The sequence below is a fragment of the Chryseobacterium carnipullorum genome (genome assembly GCF_900142785.1).
Taxonomy (GTDB): domain Bacteria; phylum Bacteroidota; class Bacteroidia; order Flavobacteriales; family Weeksellaceae; genus Chryseobacterium; species Chryseobacterium carnipullorum.
In genome coordinates, this window is the sequence record NZ_FRCD01000018.1 from 40,843 (window position 1) to 57,674 (window position 16,832).

Annotated in this window: 18 protein-coding genes; all 18 read left to right on the forward strand. The window is 38.2% G+C overall.

Annotated features, from left to right (window positions below):
• Window positions 1-362: 362 nt before the first annotated feature.
• The 18 genes from BUC06_RS18685 (at window position 363) to BUC06_RS18770 (ending at window position 16,831) form a co-directional block, all read left to right on the forward strand.
• Entirely contained in the window at window positions 363-1,679 is a 1,317-nt protein-coding gene (locus BUC06_RS18685) for a phenylacetate--CoA ligase family protein (RefSeq protein ID WP_073335517.1), read from the forward strand.
• Complete coding sequence (locus tag BUC06_RS18690) at window positions 1,679-2,764, forward strand: 2Fe-2S iron-sulfur cluster-binding protein (protein ID WP_073335518.1); 1,086 nt, start codon at window positions 1,679-1,681, stop codon at window positions 2,762-2,764. The genes BUC06_RS18685 and BUC06_RS18690 overlap by 1 nt, the downstream gene beginning before the upstream one ends.
• Before the next feature lie 87 nt (window positions 2,765-2,851).
• Window positions 2,852-3,790, forward strand: a complete 939-nt coding sequence (paaA, locus tag BUC06_RS18695; RefSeq protein ID WP_073335519.1) for a 1,2-phenylacetyl-CoA epoxidase subunit PaaA — start codon at window positions 2,852-2,854, stop codon at window positions 3,788-3,790.
• Between the two features lie 109 nt (window positions 3,791-3,899).
• Window positions 3,900-4,181, forward strand: a complete 282-nt coding sequence (gene paaB / locus BUC06_RS18700; RefSeq protein ID WP_034725794.1) for a 1,2-phenylacetyl-CoA epoxidase subunit PaaB — start codon at window positions 3,900-3,902, stop codon at window positions 4,179-4,181.
• A gap of 73 nt (window positions 4,182-4,254) precedes the next feature.
• Window positions 4,255-5,004, forward strand: a complete 750-nt coding sequence (paaC, locus tag BUC06_RS18705) for a 1,2-phenylacetyl-CoA epoxidase subunit PaaC (protein ID WP_073335520.1) — start codon at window positions 4,255-4,257, stop codon at window positions 5,002-5,004.
• Window positions 5,005-5,079: 75 nt separating this feature from the next.
• Window positions 5,080-5,544: a 1,2-phenylacetyl-CoA epoxidase subunit PaaD gene (paaD, locus tag BUC06_RS18710; protein WP_073335521.1), complete on the forward strand. Its 465-nt coding sequence runs from the start codon at window positions 5,080-5,082 to the stop codon at window positions 5,542-5,544.
• A 204-nt stretch (window positions 5,545-5,748) separates the two neighbouring features.
• Window positions 5,749-6,549: an enoyl-CoA hydratase/isomerase family protein gene (locus tag BUC06_RS18715; protein ID WP_073335522.1), complete on the forward strand. Its 801-nt coding sequence runs from the start codon at window positions 5,749-5,751 to the stop codon at window positions 6,547-6,549.
• A gap of 89 nt (window positions 6,550-6,638) precedes the next feature.
• The gene (locus tag BUC06_RS18720) at window positions 6,639-7,772 is read left to right on the forward strand and encodes a 3-hydroxyacyl-CoA dehydrogenase NAD-binding domain-containing protein (protein ID WP_073335523.1); all 1,134 of its coding nucleotides are present in this window, start codon (window positions 6,639-6,641) and stop codon (window positions 7,770-7,772) included.
• Window positions 7,773-7,851: 79 nt separating this feature from the next.
• A complete protein-coding gene (locus BUC06_RS18725) occupies window positions 7,852-8,265 on the forward strand; it encodes a PaaI family thioesterase (RefSeq protein ID WP_073335524.1) in 414 nt (137 codons plus the stop codon).
• 82 nt (window positions 8,266-8,347) lie between these two features.
• Window positions 8,348-9,553, forward strand: coding sequence for a 3-oxoadipyl-CoA thiolase (gene pcaF / locus BUC06_RS18730; RefSeq protein ID WP_073335525.1), 1,206 nt, complete (start codon window positions 8,348-8,350; stop codon window positions 9,551-9,553).
• A 132-nt stretch (window positions 9,554-9,685) separates the two neighbouring features.
• On the forward strand, window positions 9,686-10,279 hold the full coding sequence (locus BUC06_RS18735; RefSeq protein ID WP_073335526.1) for an acyltransferase: 594 nt from the start codon (window positions 9,686-9,688) through the stop codon (window positions 10,277-10,279).
• Window positions 10,280-10,320: 41 nt separating this feature from the next.
• Entirely contained in the window at window positions 10,321-11,163 is an 843-nt protein-coding gene (locus tag BUC06_RS18740) for an alpha/beta hydrolase (protein ID WP_228423829.1), read from the forward strand.
• A 3-nt stretch (window positions 11,164-11,166) separates the two neighbouring features.
• A complete protein-coding gene (locus BUC06_RS18745; RefSeq protein ID WP_228423831.1) occupies window positions 11,167-11,859 on the forward strand; it encodes a DUF6624 domain-containing protein in 693 nt (230 codons plus the stop codon).
• Window positions 11,856-12,125: a hypothetical protein gene (locus BUC06_RS18750; protein ID WP_073335528.1), complete on the forward strand. Its 270-nt coding sequence runs from the start codon at window positions 11,856-11,858 to the stop codon at window positions 12,123-12,125. The genes BUC06_RS18745 and BUC06_RS18750 overlap by 4 nt, the downstream gene beginning before the upstream one ends.
• A 26-nt stretch (window positions 12,126-12,151) precedes the next feature.
• Complete coding sequence (gene paaZ, locus BUC06_RS18755; protein ID WP_073335529.1) at window positions 12,152-14,647, forward strand: phenylacetic acid degradation bifunctional protein PaaZ; 2,496 nt, start codon at window positions 12,152-12,154, stop codon at window positions 14,645-14,647.
• A 185-nt stretch (window positions 14,648-14,832) separates the two neighbouring features.
• The gene (locus BUC06_RS18760) at window positions 14,833-15,369 is read left to right on the forward strand and encodes an SMI1/KNR4 family protein (protein WP_073335530.1); all 537 of its coding nucleotides are present in this window, start codon (window positions 14,833-14,835) and stop codon (window positions 15,367-15,369) included.
• Between the two features lie 48 nt (window positions 15,370-15,417).
• A complete protein-coding gene (locus BUC06_RS18765; RefSeq protein ID WP_073335531.1) occupies window positions 15,418-16,152 on the forward strand; it encodes a DUF4241 domain-containing protein in 735 nt (244 codons plus the stop codon).
• Window positions 16,145-16,831, forward strand: a complete 687-nt coding sequence (locus tag BUC06_RS18770; RefSeq protein ID WP_073335532.1) for an SMUG2 DNA glycosylase family protein — start codon at window positions 16,145-16,147, stop codon at window positions 16,829-16,831. The genes BUC06_RS18765 and BUC06_RS18770 overlap by 8 nt, the downstream gene beginning before the upstream one ends.
• The last annotated feature ends 1 nt before the right edge of the window (window position 16,832 follow it).

Consider the following 16,832-nt stretch of genomic DNA (forward strand, 5'->3'; position numbering starts at 1 on the left):
ATTTCAGTTTAATTTTAAGCTGAAAGCTTTAGTGATGAAAAACGTATTTTTTATCCTTGGCAAGGTTTAAAACCTTGCCAAGGATATTCAGGAAAGACAGGATAGTTGCTTTCTTGTAAGTATGAATGACAATGGCTTTGATATTTCCTTAATTATTCTTTACTCCTAAAAAATCTTAATATTTCAAGTAAAGAAGTCTCTTAAATAACCTACATATTTGGTCCCATTCACTGGCGAAATAACTGATTGATTCGTTATTCAGTTATTTAGAATCATTCAAAATATGACAAAAGTCATAAATATTTTGTCAGGATTGAAATTCTTTTTAAATTTACACCTAACAAATGTTAGTTAGTAAGGATATGGATTTTTCAGTTGAATATTTAAAACTCGACCAGTTGAGGCTGCTTCAGTCTGACCGGTTGACAGATTTGGTCGGCTATCTGGGAGAGAGATCAGAATTTTATAAAGGGAAATTTAATGAATCAGGAATATCTCCACACGATATAAGGTCGATTGATGATATTACGAAACTTCCCATTACTTACAAACAGGATTTAAGGGACAATTATCCGTTTGGATTGTTTGCTGTTCCGAAGAATGAACTTCAGAGAATTCACTGCTCAAGCGGAACAACGGGAAAGCCTACAGTGGTAGGCTACACCAAAGAAGATGTTGACCTTTTCAGTGAAGTAGTTGCCAGATCATTATATGCAGCGGGAGCAAGACCGGGAATGCAGCTGCACAATGCTTACGGATACGGGATTTTCACTGGTGGATTAGGACTTCATTATGGTGCGGAGAAATTGGGAATGAGCGTTCTTCCGATTTCAGGAGGAATGACCGCAAGACAGGTAGACCTGATTATTGATTTTAAGCCTGAAGTGATTTGTTGTTCACCATCTTATGCATTGACCATCGCTGATGAATTTGCAAAAAGAGGAATCACTGCGGAAGAGATCAGTTTGAAATATGCTGTTTTAGGTTCCGAGCCTTGGACCGAAATTATCAGAAGTCACATAGAAGAAAAACTGGGACTTCATGCTACAAATATTTATGGATTAAGTGAGATCATCGGTCCCGGAGTATCCATGGAGGATTTTGAAGAAAAAGGAGGATCTTATATTTGGGAAGACCATTTTTATCCTGAAATTTTAGATCCCATTACAAAGCAGCCCGTTCCTTTTGGGGAAGAAGGGGTGTTAGTGATCACAACTTTAACGAAAAAGGCAATGCCGCTTTTAAGATATTGGACGAATGATATTACAAGTCTTTATTATGATGAGGATGCCAAGCGAAGCATGGTGAAGATGAGACCCATCAAAGGAAGAGCAGATGATATGTTGATTGTAAGAGGAGTTAATGTCTATCCAAGCCAGATTGAAGAAGCATTTTCTCACGTAAAAGGAGTCGTTCCCAACTACTATCTTACCCCTATTGAAAAAGAACAGATGTGTGTAGCCCTGGATATTGATGTAGAAATTGATGATGAATTGGTAAAAGATCAAAAAATAGATACAGATACCGATGATTATTTTAATTTTGTTGGCAACTTTGAAAAAAACATAGAAAACGAAATAAAAAAGAGAGTAGGGATTACCACGAAAGTGAAAATTCATACTCAGGACAGCCTGCCGAAGTGCGAAGGCGGAAAAATTAATAGAATACTTAAAAAATAATGAATTCATTTTATAAACTTAAAACGGTAAGAGTTCAGAAAGATACTCCTGAGGCGGTAAACGTAGCAGTAGAAATTCCTGAGGAACTGAAGGATAAATTCAGATTCAAACAGGGGCAGTATCTTAATTTCCGTATGATGATCAACGGGAATGAAGAAAGACGTTCTTATTCTATCTGCAACGCTCCAAGCGAAAAGAGCAACACTCTTGAAGTTTTGGTAAAGCTTCTGGAAGGCGGAAAAGTTTCAGGATATTTCAATGAACACCTGCATATGGATGAGTTGCTGGAAGTAATGCCTCCAATGGGTGGTTTTAATACTTCTTATCACCCTACCAATGTGAAAACCTATGTAGGTTTAGCAGCAGGAAGCGGGATCAGCCCGGTTCTATCCAACATTAAGGAAAGTCTTTATCAGGAACCCAACAGCTGCGCTTATCTTTTCTACAGTAACAGAAGCATGAATCATGTCATGAAAAGAGCTGAGATTGATCAATTGGTGGAGCACTTCAACGGAAGACTGAAAGTAATTTATCTGGTAAGCCGTGAAAAGCATGAAGATCCTGTATTTGAAGGAAGAATTTCTGCTGAGAAGCTAGAGCAGCTATTTGAAAGATATACAGATATTGATGTAAAAGAATCCACTTATTTCATCTGTGGTCCTGCAGAAATGATTAAAGGAATTTCTGATTATTTAAAGAAGGATAAAAAAGTACCTGCTATTCAGGTTCTATTTGAATATTTCACTGCTCCTGACGACGAGAATTCTGAAGAAATGAGTGATGAATTCAAGGCCATTGCCAATTTGGAAAGTATGGTCACCGTGATCATTGATGATGATGAATATTCGTTCCACCTTAATTCTAAAAAAGAGAGTATCTTAGATAAAGCATTGAAAGACAATCTTCCGGTACCTTTTGCTTGCAAAGGAGGAGTTTGTTGTACGTGTAAAGCGCAGGTTTTGGAAGGAGAAGTTTTCATGGAGAAAAATTTCGCGCTTACCGAAGACGAAGTAGCCAGAGGTTATGTTCTGACTTGTCAATGTCACCCGACAACAAATGTGGTGATGCTTAATTATGACGTATAATTAAATTAATGTAACAATATATCAATTTACCAGTGTAACAATCATTGGTACATTGTTAGACTGATACATTGTTAAATTGGAAAAATTATGGATTTAGAAAAATTTGTACAATACGTACACGACGAAAATAAAGTAGAACCAAAAGATGTAATGCCCGATGATTACAGAAAACTATTGGTTCGCCAGATTTCACAGCACGCCCATTCTGAAATTGTAGGAATGTTGCCGGAAGCCAACTGGATTTCAAGAGCGCCTTCATTGAGAAGAAAAATGGCTCTTTTAGCTAAAGTTCAGGATGAAGCAGGTCATGGTTTATACCTTTATTCTGCAACTGAAACGTTAGGAAACGGAACCATCAGAGCGGATAGAGATGCTACTTATGAAGATATGCTTGAAGGTAAAGCCAAATACTCAAGTATTTTCAACTATCCAACACTAAGTTGGGCCGATATCGGTGCCATCGGTTGGTTGGTTGATGGGGCAGCCATTATGAATCAGGTGATGCTGATGGGGAATTCTTATGGTCCTTATTCAAGAGCGATGGTGAAAATCTGTAAAGAAGAATCTTTCCACCAAAGACAGGGCTACGAAATTCTAATGGCACTTTGTCGTGGTACAAAACAACAGAAAGAAATGGCTCAGGCTTCGTTAAATCGTTTCTGGTGGCCGGCTTTAATGATGTTTGGCCCGAATGACGACAGTTCACCCAACTCTAAAATCTCTATGAATTATAGAGTAAAAAGAGAAAGTAACGACAGCCTTCGTCAGAGATTTATCGACGTTACCGTTTCTCAGGCTGAATTTTTAGGATTAACCGTTCCGGATAAAGATCTGAAGTGGAATGAAGAAAGACAGCATTACGATTTCGGAGAACTTCCGTGGGATGAATTCATGGAGATCTTAAAAGGAAACGGACCTTGTAATAAGAAGAGATTACAGACCAAAGTAAAAGCACAGCAGGAAAACCTTTGGGTAAAAGAAGCAGCGATCGCTTTTGCAGAGAAACAGGAAAAAATTTCAATATAACAATATACCAATGTAAAAATGTAACAATTCGTTGATCATTCTGAGCAAAGCGAAGAATCTTTAATTGGTAAACTGTTACACTGATACATTGCTAAATTACAATTTGATTATGGCAAATTTAGATATGTGGGAAGTGTTTATTCAGACTAAACCGGGATTATCTCACAAACACGCAGGAATAGTACAGGCTCCGACAGCGGAAATGGCTTTGCAAAACGCAAGAGACGTTTACACAAGAAGAAAAGAAGGAACTTCCGTTTGGGTAGTTCCAAGTAAATATATTGTGACTTCAGAAGGAGTAGACAAGGAAGCATTCTTTGATCCGGCAGATGACAAATTATACCGTCACCCGACATTCTACGATATTCCTAATGATGTAAAAAACATGTAATTTTCTGTAAAAGGTAGGCTGTAAAAAGTACAAAGTACAACCGACATTTTACGTTTTACAAAAAAATAAAACAATGAATTCATTATATAATTATTTATTAAAGTTTGCTGATGACAGCTTCATCATGGGGCAAAGATTGTCTGCATGGTGTGGTGAAGGGCCTTATCTGGAAGAAGATATTGCATTAACAAACATCGCATTGGATGAACTTGGTCAGGCCAATAACTTTTATGTGTATGCATCAAGAGTGGCTGATAACGGTAAAAGTGAAGATGACTTAGCCTTTTTAAGATACGAGCACGAATATGTCAACGCACATTGGGTGGAACTGCCGAATGAAGATTATGCGCAGACAATTCTTAAAGTATATGTATTCTCCGTGTATCAGAAATTGATGTACGAAGCATTGTCAAATTCTGCAGATGAAGAACTTTCTGCACTGGCACAGAAATCTTTAAAAGAAGTAAGATACCACTATACACATGCTTCTTCATGGATGAAAATCTTCGCTCAGGGAACAGAAGAAAGCCGTGAGCGTTTGGTGAAAGCCCTTGATAATATCTGGGAATATTCAAAAGGATTATTTGCAAAAGTGGAAGGAGAAGATGATTTAATTGCTTTAAATATCGCTCCAAATGTTGATGCGTTGTATGAAGATTTCCTTTCTATTACACAAAAGGATTTTCAGGACTTCGGTTTAGAATATCCGGCAAATCCTTTCATGCAGCCAAAATCCAGAACGGGTTACCATACAGAATATTTCGGATTTATTCTTTGCGAGCTTCAGTACATGCAAAGAGCATATCCGGGATGTACGTGGTAATTCTAAATGTAACAATCTAGCAGTTTAACAATTAATTGCTAGACTGTTAGATTGATAAATTGGTACATTTTAAAAATGAAAAATCCTTTAGAAATATTAGAATTAGTTCCCGATCCCGAAATTCCGGTAATCAATATCGTGGAATTAGGTATTGTAAGAGAAGCTAAAGTTACAAGCGAGAATTCTTGTGAAATAACAATTACGCCGACTTATTCTGCCTGTCCCGCTATGTTTACCATTGAGGAAGACATCATGAAAATCATGAAAGAGAACGGTTGGGATGCGAAAGTGGTCACCAAAATGTTTCCGATCTGGACAACAGATTGGCTGACGGATGAAGCGAGAGAAAAACTTCGTGTGTACGGAATTTCACCTCCCGAAAAAGGAGCAGACGAACATCACATCGGAAAACCGAAAAAATGTCCGCGTTGTGGCTCCATAAATTCAAAACAGATCAGCAGATTCGGGTCTACATTGTGTAAGGCTTCTTACCAATGCCTGGACTGTCTGGAACCGTTTGATTATTTTAAATGCCACTAAATTAATATATCAATGAATCAATGTACCCGTTTACCAATGCCAAAATAATTGTTACACTGTACATTGATAGATTGTTAAATTATTTGCTGCATCGTTAATCTGTTAGATTGTTACATTACAGCGATTGCCACATTATTTTATATTGTTAAATTAGAGCAGTGTAATTTTTTAATTTCTTAATCATTTAATTTTAAATTTAAAACCATGTATACACAACTCGATATTGAAACGCATTTTGATGGCAAACTGAAAATTGCCTACCTCAATCAGCCGGAAACTATGAATGCGCTTACAAAGCCTTCTTTATCAGACTTACGAGATTTTATCAAAGAATGTAGTAACGATGAAACAGTACGATGCGTAGCAATTTCTGGAAGAGGAAGAGCTTTTTGTTCCGGTCAGAATCTGGATGATGCTTTCGTACAGGGTAACGAACACCATGATAATGATATCATCAGAAAAATTGTAGTAGACTATTACAATCCTCTGGTTACCGAAATTACAAAATGCAGAAAACCGGTTGTGGCATTGGTTAATGGCCCGGCAGTAGGTGCCGGTGCAATGTTGGCATTGATCTGTGATTTTGTTCTGGCAGTTGATAAATCCTATTTTGCTCAGGCATTCTCCAATATAGGATTGATTCCTGATACGGGAGGAACTTATTTCCTGCCAAAATTATTAGGAAGACAATTAGCCAATTATTTAGCATTTACAGGAAAAAGATTATCCGCTGAAGAATCTAAATCTTACGGTTTGGTAGCTGAAGTGTTTACCGAGGAAGAATTTGCTCCGAAATCTATGGAGATCCTTGAGAAAATGTCAAATATGCCGACGGCTGCTATTAAATTAACTAAAAAAGCCTTTGCTCAATCTTATAACAACACATTAAAAGAGCAACTTGAACTGGAAGGCGACCTACAACAGGAAGCTGCCGAAACAGAAGATTTCATCGAAGGGGTAAATGCCTTTTTACAGAAAAGAAAACCTGAGTATAAAGGAAAATAAAAGATTTTGTACAATGTAAAAATTACAATGTACAAGGTACGTTGTCATTGTTATACTTTTTACATTGTACATTTTACATAATACAGAACATGAACAATATCGGAATTATTGGGGCAGGAACCATGGGCGTAGGAATTGCTCAGGTAGCTGCAACAGCGGGATGCAAAGTCGTATTATTCGATGCAAATACTCCGCAGATTGATAAAGCATTATCAGGCTTAGAGAAAACCCTTCAGAAATTAGTGGATAAAGCTAAAATTTCTCAGGAAAAAGCCACAGAAATCAGAAACAACATCGTTAAAGGTGAAGCTTTACAGGATCTTAAAGATTCCGATCTCGTGATCGAAGCCATCATTGAAAACAAAGACATAAAGACCAAAGTATTTACAGAACTTGAAACCTATGTTTCCGAAGACTGTATCATTGGTTCCAATACTTCATCCATTTCTATCACCTCTCTGGGTGCAGAGCTAAAGAAACCGGAGCGTTTCATTGGAATTCACTTTTTCAATCCGGCGCCACTGATGCCTTTGGTTGAGGTGATTCCTTCTTTATTAACAGAAAAATCATTACCTGAAAAAATCTACAGTCTTATGAAAGATTGGGGAAAAACGCCAGTGATTGCCAAAGATATTCCCGGATTTATCGTCAACAGAATTGCCCGCCCTTACTATGGGGAAGGATTAAGGATTGTTGAAGAAAACATAGCAACACCGGAACAGGTTGACGAAGCCATGAAAACGATAGGAAACTTCAAAATGGGACCATTTGAATTAATGGATTTGATTGGTGTTGATGTTAATTTTGCCGTAACCACTACCGTTTACAAAGATTATTTCTACGATCCTAAATACAAACCGTCCCTTCTTCAGCAAAGAATGGCTGAAGCCAAACTTCACGGCAGAAAAACAGGAAAAGGTTTCTATGATTACTCTGAAGGTGCAGAGAAGCCTGTTGCTCAGAAAGACGATGCATTGTATCAGCAAATTTTTTTAAGAATTATTTCAATGCTGATCAATGAAGCTGTAGAAGCCAAAAGATTAGGCGTTGCTAACGAGGAAGACATTGAGCTGGCTATGCAGAAAGGAGTCAATTATCCAAAAGGATTATTAAGCTGGGGAAAAGAAATCGGGTATTCCAAAATCTCCGAAACTCTACAAAGCCTTTACGAAGAATATCAGGAAGAAAGATACAGACAGAGCCCTTTACTCAGAAAAATGTAAAAATATAAAAATGTAACAGGATAACAGTGTAACCATAATTGGTACATTTTTACACTGTTACATTGTTAATTAAAAAATTATGACGCCGAGACAAGTTGCAGATTATATGTTCGGTCAGGATTATTTTTCCCAGTGGATGAATATCAAAATGATCGAAGTCAAAGAAAACTATTGCTTAATAGAAATGCCCATCAGGAAAGAGATGATCAATGGGTTGAAAACGGTTCACGGTGGGGTTACGTTTGCTTTTGCAGATTCTGCACTGGCATTCTCATCCAACAATACCGGAGATGCAGCCGTAGCCCTGAACTGTATCATCAATTTTACCAAAGCCGGAAAAGAAGGTGATGTTTTCAGAGCAGAAAGCATTCTGGTCAATGATACCAGAAAAACAGCCGTTTACGACATCAGGATCACCAATCAAAACAATGAGCTGATCGCAAAATTCGTCGGAACCGTCTATAAAATTGGAAAAAAAGTAACAGAACTATAAAAAGATAAAGACATCAGATGCCAGATATTAGATTAAAAAATGTCTGAAGTCTGAAATCTGAAATCGAAAAATCTAATAAAAAATGAACAACGTATACATCATAGACTACGTAAGAACCCCAATCTCAAAACTACAGGGAGGATTATCAGAAGTAAGAGCTGATGATCTCGCAGCCGTGGTTATCAAAGAAGTTATGGCCAGGAATCCTGAAGTTCCTGCTGAGGAAATTGAGGACGTTATTTTCGGATGTGCCAACCAGGCGGGAGAAGATAACCGTAACGTAGCGAGAATGGCTCTTCTATTGGCTGGACTTCCTTACAAAATAGGAGGAGAAACGGTAAACAGGCTTTGTGCTTCGGGAATGTCGGCAGTAGCCAATGCTTTCCGTTCTATTGCTGCAGGCGAAGGTGAAATTTATATAGCAGGTGGAGTAGAGCATATGACGCGTTCACCTTACGTAATGTCAAAACCTGGTGCTGCTTTCGGAAGAGACAGCCAGATGTTTGATACCACTTTCGGATGGCGTTTTGTCAATCCAAAAATGAAAGAAATGTATGGTGTTGACGGAATGGGTGATACCGCTGAAAATTTAGCAGAGATGCACCATATCAGCAGAGAAGATCAGGATAAATTTGCTCTTTGGTCTCAGCAGAAGGCTACCAAAGCTCAGGAAAGCGGAAGACTGGCGGAAGAAATTGTAAAAGTTGAAATTCCTCAGAAAAAAGGCGAGCCTAAAATTTTTGCTCAGGACGAATTCATCAAACCGACCTCTTCCATGGAAGGTTTAGGAAAGCTGCGTCCCGCTTTCAGAAAAGAAGGCACCGTAACTGCCGGAAATGCTTCAGGAATGAATGACGGAGCAGCAGCTCTTATTCTGGCAAGCGGAGAAGCGGTGAAAAAATATGGTTTAAAACCAAAAGCTAAAATCTTAGGATCTGCTGTTGCTGGCGTAGAACCCAGAATTATGGGAATAGGGCCTGTAGAAGCTACCCAAAAACTATTAAAAAGATTACATCTTTCTCTGGACGATATGGATATCATTGAATTGAACGAAGCATTTGCAGCACAGGCTTTAGCCGTGACCAGAAGCTTAGGTCTAAAAGATGATGATTCTAGAGTGAATCCAAACGGTGGAGCTATTGCTATTGGCCATCCACTGGGAGTTTCAGGAGCAAGAATCATTGGCTCTGCCGCTATGGAACTTCAGAAGCAGGATAAAAAATACGCATTGTGTACCCTTTGTATCGGTGTCGGACAAGGCTATGCAATGGTGATCGAAAAAGTGTAATTTTTTCAATAATGTAATAATATAAAAATGTATCAATCTAACAATTCCTGTCATGTTGAGTCTGTTGAAGCATTTCAATTGGTAAACTGTTAGATTGATACATTGTTAAATTAAATTTTTAACAAAAATTTTATGAACATCTATTCATACCACGGTATACGTCCTATCATTAAACCCTCTGCCTATATTCATCCGCAGGCAGTGATCATCGGAAACGTGGAAATTGGTGAAGAAGTATACATCGGACCCAATGCCGTGATCCGAGGTGACTGGGGAAAAATTATCATTAAAGACGGAGCCAATGTCCAGGAAAACTGCACCCTGCATGTGTTCCCGAATATTGAAACGATTCTTGAAGAGTCTGCCCATATAGGACATGGAGCCATTATCCATTCAGGACATATCGGTAAAAATTGCCTTGTAGGAATGAATTCAGTAGTGATGGATAAAGCGGTTATCGGAGATGAATGCATCATTGGAGCATTGGCTTTTGTTCCTGCTAATTTCACCTGTGGACCTAGGAAGCTTATTGTCGGGAGCCCTGCAAAAATTATTCGGGATGTTTCCGATGAAATGATGAAATGGAAAACAGAAGGAACCAAGCTGTACCAACAACTTGCCAGAGAAGGAAAAGAGGCTATTCTGCCATGTGAACCGTTCTCAGAATATGTAGAACAGACCGCTACCAAAACTGTGGATTACAGCATCTGGGCGGATTTAAAATAAACTTTTAAACCTTATCAAAACGTATAAGGTTTGATGATACAATGAAAACGAATATGATCAAAAAGATGCTCATTGCCTGTAGTATACTGTTTGCTTTTCAATTCATGGTTTTAGCCCAGAATGAAAAAGTAAAACCGTTGACTATTGGAGAGATCAGAACATTCAAGTCCAGAATCTTAAACGAAGACAGAACTTTAAACATCTATCTTCCACAAGGCTTTGATAAAACAAAATCATATCCGGTGATCTATCTTCTGGATGGATCAATGAATGAAGACTTTATTCATGTTTCAGGACTGGTACAATTCTTTAATCAAATGTATGCCATGCCGGAAACCATCATTGTTGGAATAGCCAATGTTGATAGAAAACGGGATTTTACTTATCATACAGATTTAAAAGATTTGCAGCAGGATTATCCTACCACAGGTCATTCAGCTAAGTTTATCGATTTTCTGCAAAAAGAGTTGCTCCCTTACATAGGAAATCAATATAAAACAACGGATAAATACCTTTTCGGACAGTCACTCGGAGGCCTTCTGGCCACAGAAATTCTTTTAAACAAGCCTGAAATGTTCAGTAATTATTTTATCATCAGCCCAAGTTTGTGGTGGGATGATCAAAGTTTGTTAAAACAGGCTCCGAACGCACTTTCAAAAAGCCCGGATACCAAAAAATTCGTTTATGTTTCTGTAGGAAAAGGTGAGCATCCGGTAATGGTCAAAGATGCAGAAGATCTCTATGATACTCTTAAAAAATCAAATAAAAAAAACTGGACGGTAGAATATAAAATGATGGAAGGAGATAATCATGCAACAATTCTTCATAGAAGTTTGTATGAAGGTTTGGTGAAAATGTTCCCTTATAAAGAACCCCAAAAGTAAATGATGAGATATTTATTTTTTACAATTTTCTTTTCTGTTCTAATGAGCAGCCAGAAGCCTGATGAAAAAAATATCAATGTTGAGCTTAAGAAAGAGCTAGCACAGATCTATAAAGACGACCAGATCTACCGGGAATTGATGCAGCCCAATATTACGCCCGAAAGAAAGGCAGAGATCATAAAAGAGAAAAACCTGTCTAAGGAAGATGTGGGTAGTGGACTCATCAAAAAGATGGACGATCAGGATCAGGAGAATCTTGTTAAAGTTGAGAAGATAATTGAAAAATATGGGTACCCAGGAAAATCTATGGTGGGCGAGCCTGAGAATTATGCCGTATGGTATGTAATCCAGCATTCTCCTAAAATCGAAAAATACTTTCCTCTGATCAAAAAAGCAGCCGATGAAAAAGAACTGCCATTCAGACTGTATGCCATGATGTTGGACAGGAAGCTGATGTACGACAACAAAGAGCAAATCTATGGGACTCAGATCCGTTCGATTTTTACAACAAAAGAAGGAAAAACGGAAACGCTGTCGTTTGTATGGCCGATAAAAGATCCCGACCATGTCAACGAACTGAGAAAGAATTCCGGATTTGGCATGACTATCGAAGATTATGCTAAAGATGCAGGAGGCATCGAATACAAAAAATATACATTGAAAGAAGCTTTGGATCTTCTTCAGAAAAAGAAATGATAGATCATCTGAAGAAATATTGGATGTTCCTGTTTATTGCTCTTATCGGAATCAATTATGCAGGATTCTATTTGCTTAAAGAATCAATAGGGATCTCTGATGCGCTTGAACATGTAGAATCAGAGACAGTGATCAGAAAATTAAAGCAGAAAGACTTTCTCTACACTCTGTTTGTAGATGCAGTCATGATTTTGGATTTTTCCCTTATTCTGTTCTTGCTGTTTATGGGAGGAAGAAAAATAGTACAACTCATTGTTAAAGAATAAAAGTCAGGTAAAAAGTTAAAAATAATATGGAAAAACTGAAAAATTACATCTACGGAGAATGGGTAGAAGGTACCGGAAACGGAGTTCCTTTATACAATGCCGTTACAGGAGAACAGGTCGCTGTTTCAGATACAGAAGGGCTTAATTTTGAGCAGGCTCTTGACTACGGAAGAACAGTAGGCTACAAAAACCTTTCTTCCATGACGTTCTATGACAGAGGAGAGATGCTGAAAAAAGTGGCTCTTTATCTTTTGGAAAGAAAGAAAAAATATTACGAATTATCATATAAAACCGGAGCTACTCACGCAGATTCATGGGTAGATATAGAAGGAGGTTTCGGTACTTTCTTTACCTATTCCGGATTAGCGAAAAGAATGCTTCCAAACACTCCGTTCTGGGTAGATGGCGAAACTCAGAAGATTTCTGCCAACGGAACTTTTCTGGGAACTCACATTCTGACACCAAGTGAATGCGTTTCTATACAGATCAATGCCTATAACTTTCCGGTTTGGGGAATGCTTGAAAAACTATCAACATCATTGCTGGCGGGGGTTCCTTCCATTGTAAAACCATCTCCTTACGGTTCTTATCTTACAAACGCTGTTTTTCAGGATATGATCGAAAGCGGAGTGCTTCCGGAAGGGGCTCTTCAATTGGTTTGCGGTGAGCCGGGAAATATTCTGGATTATGTTCAGGATGGAGATTCTGTGTTATTTACCGGTTCTGCCAATACAGGAAGAAAACTGAAATCAATGCCTTCTATCGCTGGAAATGCAGTACGTTTCAATATGGAAGCAGATTCACTGAACTGTTCAATTTTGGGTCTTGATGCAAAACCCGGAACTCCGGAATTTGATCTCTTCATCAAAGAAGTTCGTACTGAAATGACCACTAAAGCAGGTCAGAAATGTACAGCAATCAGAAGAATCATTGTTCCTGAGCACCTCATTGGAGAGGTTCAGAATGCTTTATCTAAAGCTTTAGATCAAACCAAAATTGGAAATCCATTGAGCAGGGAAACCAGAATGGGATCACTGGTAGGAAAGCAGCAGTATGATGAGGTCGTAAGAAAAGTAAATATTTTAAAAACAGAAACAGAATTAGTTTACGACGGAAAACATGAACTTATAGATGCAGATTACGATAACGGAGCTTTCATGAGCCCGAAATTATTCTTAAACGACAAACCGTTCGAGAAAAACATCTCTCATGATGTAGAAGCATTCGGACCGGTTTCCACTTTAATGCCTTACAAGGATGCAGAAGAAGCGGCAGCTCTGGCAAAAAGAGGAAAAGGAAGTTTGGTAGGATCTATTATTTCCCATGACGAAAAATTTATCGCAGAAACTTCATGGAAAATGGCTTCTCAGCACGGTAGAATTTTTGTACTGAACAGAGATAACGCCAAAGAAAGTACAGGTCACGGTTCGCCACTTCCTACATTGATGCACGGTGGTCCCGGTAGAGCTGGTGGAGGTGAAGAAATGGGTGGATTGAACGGTCTTCATTTTTTCCTTCAGAAGACAGCGATTCAAGGTTCTCCGGATGTTTTGACAGCCATTACAAAAGTTTATCAGCAGGGGGCAGAGAAGAAATTTTCGGATAAACATCCGTTCCAGAAATATTTTGAAGAGGTTGAGGTGGGAGATTCATTAGAAACAGCTGGAAGAACAGTTACTGATGCAGATATCGTTAACTTCTCCAATGTTTCATGGGATCATTTCTATGCGCATACCGATGCTACAAGCTTAACGGGAACTATTTTCGATAAAACGGTAGCTCACGGATATTTCATTCTTTCTGCAGCTGCAGGATTGTTCGTTTCAGGGAAAAAAGGACCTGTTATCGCCAACTACGGATTAGAAAACTGTTCATTCTTTAAACCTGTCTATGCAGGAGATACCATCACCGTTTATTTAACGGCAAAGGAAAAAATAAACAGAGGCGTAAAAGGAAGAAATATTCCTTCAGGCGTTGTAAAATGGTTGGTGGAAGTAGTTAACCAGAGAGAGGAAGTTGTTTGCGTAGCAACCATCTTAACATTGGTGGCAAAGCATTCTCCTTTCATTGATCTGAATGTGAAAAATGTTCAGAAAATATTGGGTGGTTTAACAGAAACGACATCATTAAACTGGGGTAAAATGTCGCCTCAACAAATGATTGAACATCTGGAACACGGAGTTTTGGTAAGTTTAGGCGAACCGGAAGCGGATAAATGTTTCACGCCTGAAGAGCAATTGGAAAAATGGCAGGACTCCCTTTACAATCACAGAAAAATGCCAAAAGATTTTCCGGCACCTTTCCTTGCGGAAGATGAAACTCTGCTGGAATTAAAACATAAAAATCTTGAAGCTGCAAAACAGTCTTTCCTGGATAATTTAAAAAGATTTTCAGTCTATTACAAAGAAAATCCACAGGCAGAGCATATGAATTATGTCTTCGGAAAACTGAATAAAGAAATGTGGGAGCTGATGCATAAAAAGCATTTTACCCACCACTTTGAACAGTTTGGATTGATTTAATGCAAAATAAAATATAAATTGATAATCCCTTTTGGTTTTTACCGAAAGGGATTTTTTTAATTATCCTTGTCAAGGTTCAAAACCTTGACAAGGATCTGCTGCATGAAAAATCTTGGTTTAGTAAGGGTTTTTATTAAAAATGATAATTACTTTTACAACACAATCACATTTATTTAAAACAAAATATGGAACTACAATTTTTCAAAGACTTTGACTTTACGGATTTCTGGAATGAAAGCACTTATTCCGTAAGAGATTATATAGAACCTTTTCCGGAGGATGATCTTATTGCTTCAATAGAAGAAGAACTAGGGTATAAGCTTCCCGCGTCTTATATTGAACTGATGAGGTTGCAAAATGGCGGATTGGTTGACAAATCCTGCTTTCCTACTTCAGAAGAGACCTCATGGGCAGATGATCACATAGCCATTACGGGGATTATGGGAATCGGAAGAGAGAAAACCTATTCCATTTGTGGAGAACTCGGAAGTCAGTTTATGATTGAGGAATGGGGATATCCGCCAATCGGTATTTATATCTGCGATTGTCCTTCAGCGGGTCACGATATGGTTTTACTGGATTATTCCAATTGTGGTAAAGATGGAGAACCGGAAGTGGTGCATATCGATCAGGAAGATGATTATAAGAAAACATTTCTTGCCAAAGACTTTGAAACGTTCATCAAAGGGTTGAAAGAGGAAGATGAATTTGACAATGAATAAATAAACAGGTATTTTTAAACTTTAAAATCAAATCATAAAAATAAAACAATGAATGAAAGCTGGATGCAAAAATGGGATGAGGTAAAAGACATTCTTACCTGTCCCGTAGATTTGGAGACCTATTTTACTTCAGATGAAATTCTGGAGCAGAAAATGGAGGTAATGGAGATCGGAAATGTATCCCTGCCTTCCGGAAAACTCATTGTAAGAGACCCTTTGGTATTTTTGAATGCCGGAGAAAAACCGTATTTCCTGCAAGCTCCTAAAGGGGATTTTCCTGTAAAAATTGCGGTGGTGAAATCGGAAGAATGGGGGAACCGCTATGCTGCAGTAAAAGTAGAATTCACTCACGAAAAACCTGTCCTGTATAGAGAAGCACTGATTGGAATAGAAAATCTTGAAGATTTAAATGAAGGCGACTATTTCGGATTCATGGTAGATGCCGGACTGGGTTCTATTACCGATGCAGAAGTGCTGTCTTATTTTGATACATTCCGTACCAATCTGAAGGTAGATAATATGTACGATGATTATTTTGCAGAGCATTTTGCACAAAGTTTTAAAGAATACCCACAAAACCAGAGAGAGCTGGGAGACTGGATCAACTGGAAAGTTCCCGGTACAGACTATCATATTCCAATGTTTGCAAGCGGTTTCGGAGATGGAGGCTATCCTGTCTATTTCGCATACGATTCAAAAGGTGAAATCTGTGGATTGTATATCCAGTTTATTGATATTGAACTGGCATTATCAGATGAGGACGAAGATGGGGAAGATGAATAAAACATTTGCCGACAAAGTCATAGCCTTCAATAAAAATTTACAGTTTTCAGGAGATCTTCCTGACGGCTTTCAGGCCTTGAATCCATATCTTGATAATCCGGAAACCATGATAGTCATGCAGGAATTTTATCACAAATATTATAATGATCTGAACCGGAGGAAATTCATCATCGGAATCAATCCCAGCCGGCATGGAGCAGGAGTGACAGGCGTTCCCTTTACCGATACCAAAAGGCTTGATGCTGTTTGTGGCATTACAATGCAGTCGGCGCGAACCCATGAAGTTTCATCAGTTTTCATGTATGATATGATGTCTGAGTACGGAGGAGCAGAAGAATTTTATCAGGATATTTATATCAATTCGCCCTTTCCGCTGGCTATCGTAAGAAAAACAAAAACAGGCTGGCTCAACGCAAATTATTATGATGATAAAAAACTCTTTGAAGCAGTAAAAGACTTCATGATCGAGTCGCTGAAGAAGCATATCAGTCTGGGAGTAGATACTTCCGAGGTCTTTGTTCTCGGGAAAAAGAATTCAGAATTTATTTCAGCGCTTAATAAAGAAGCTCAGCTATTTGAAAAGATGACCGTTCTTGAGCATCCAAGATATATCCAGCAGTATAAAACAAAAGAAAAACAACTCTACATCGACAAATATATTTTAGCATTAAAAAAATAGA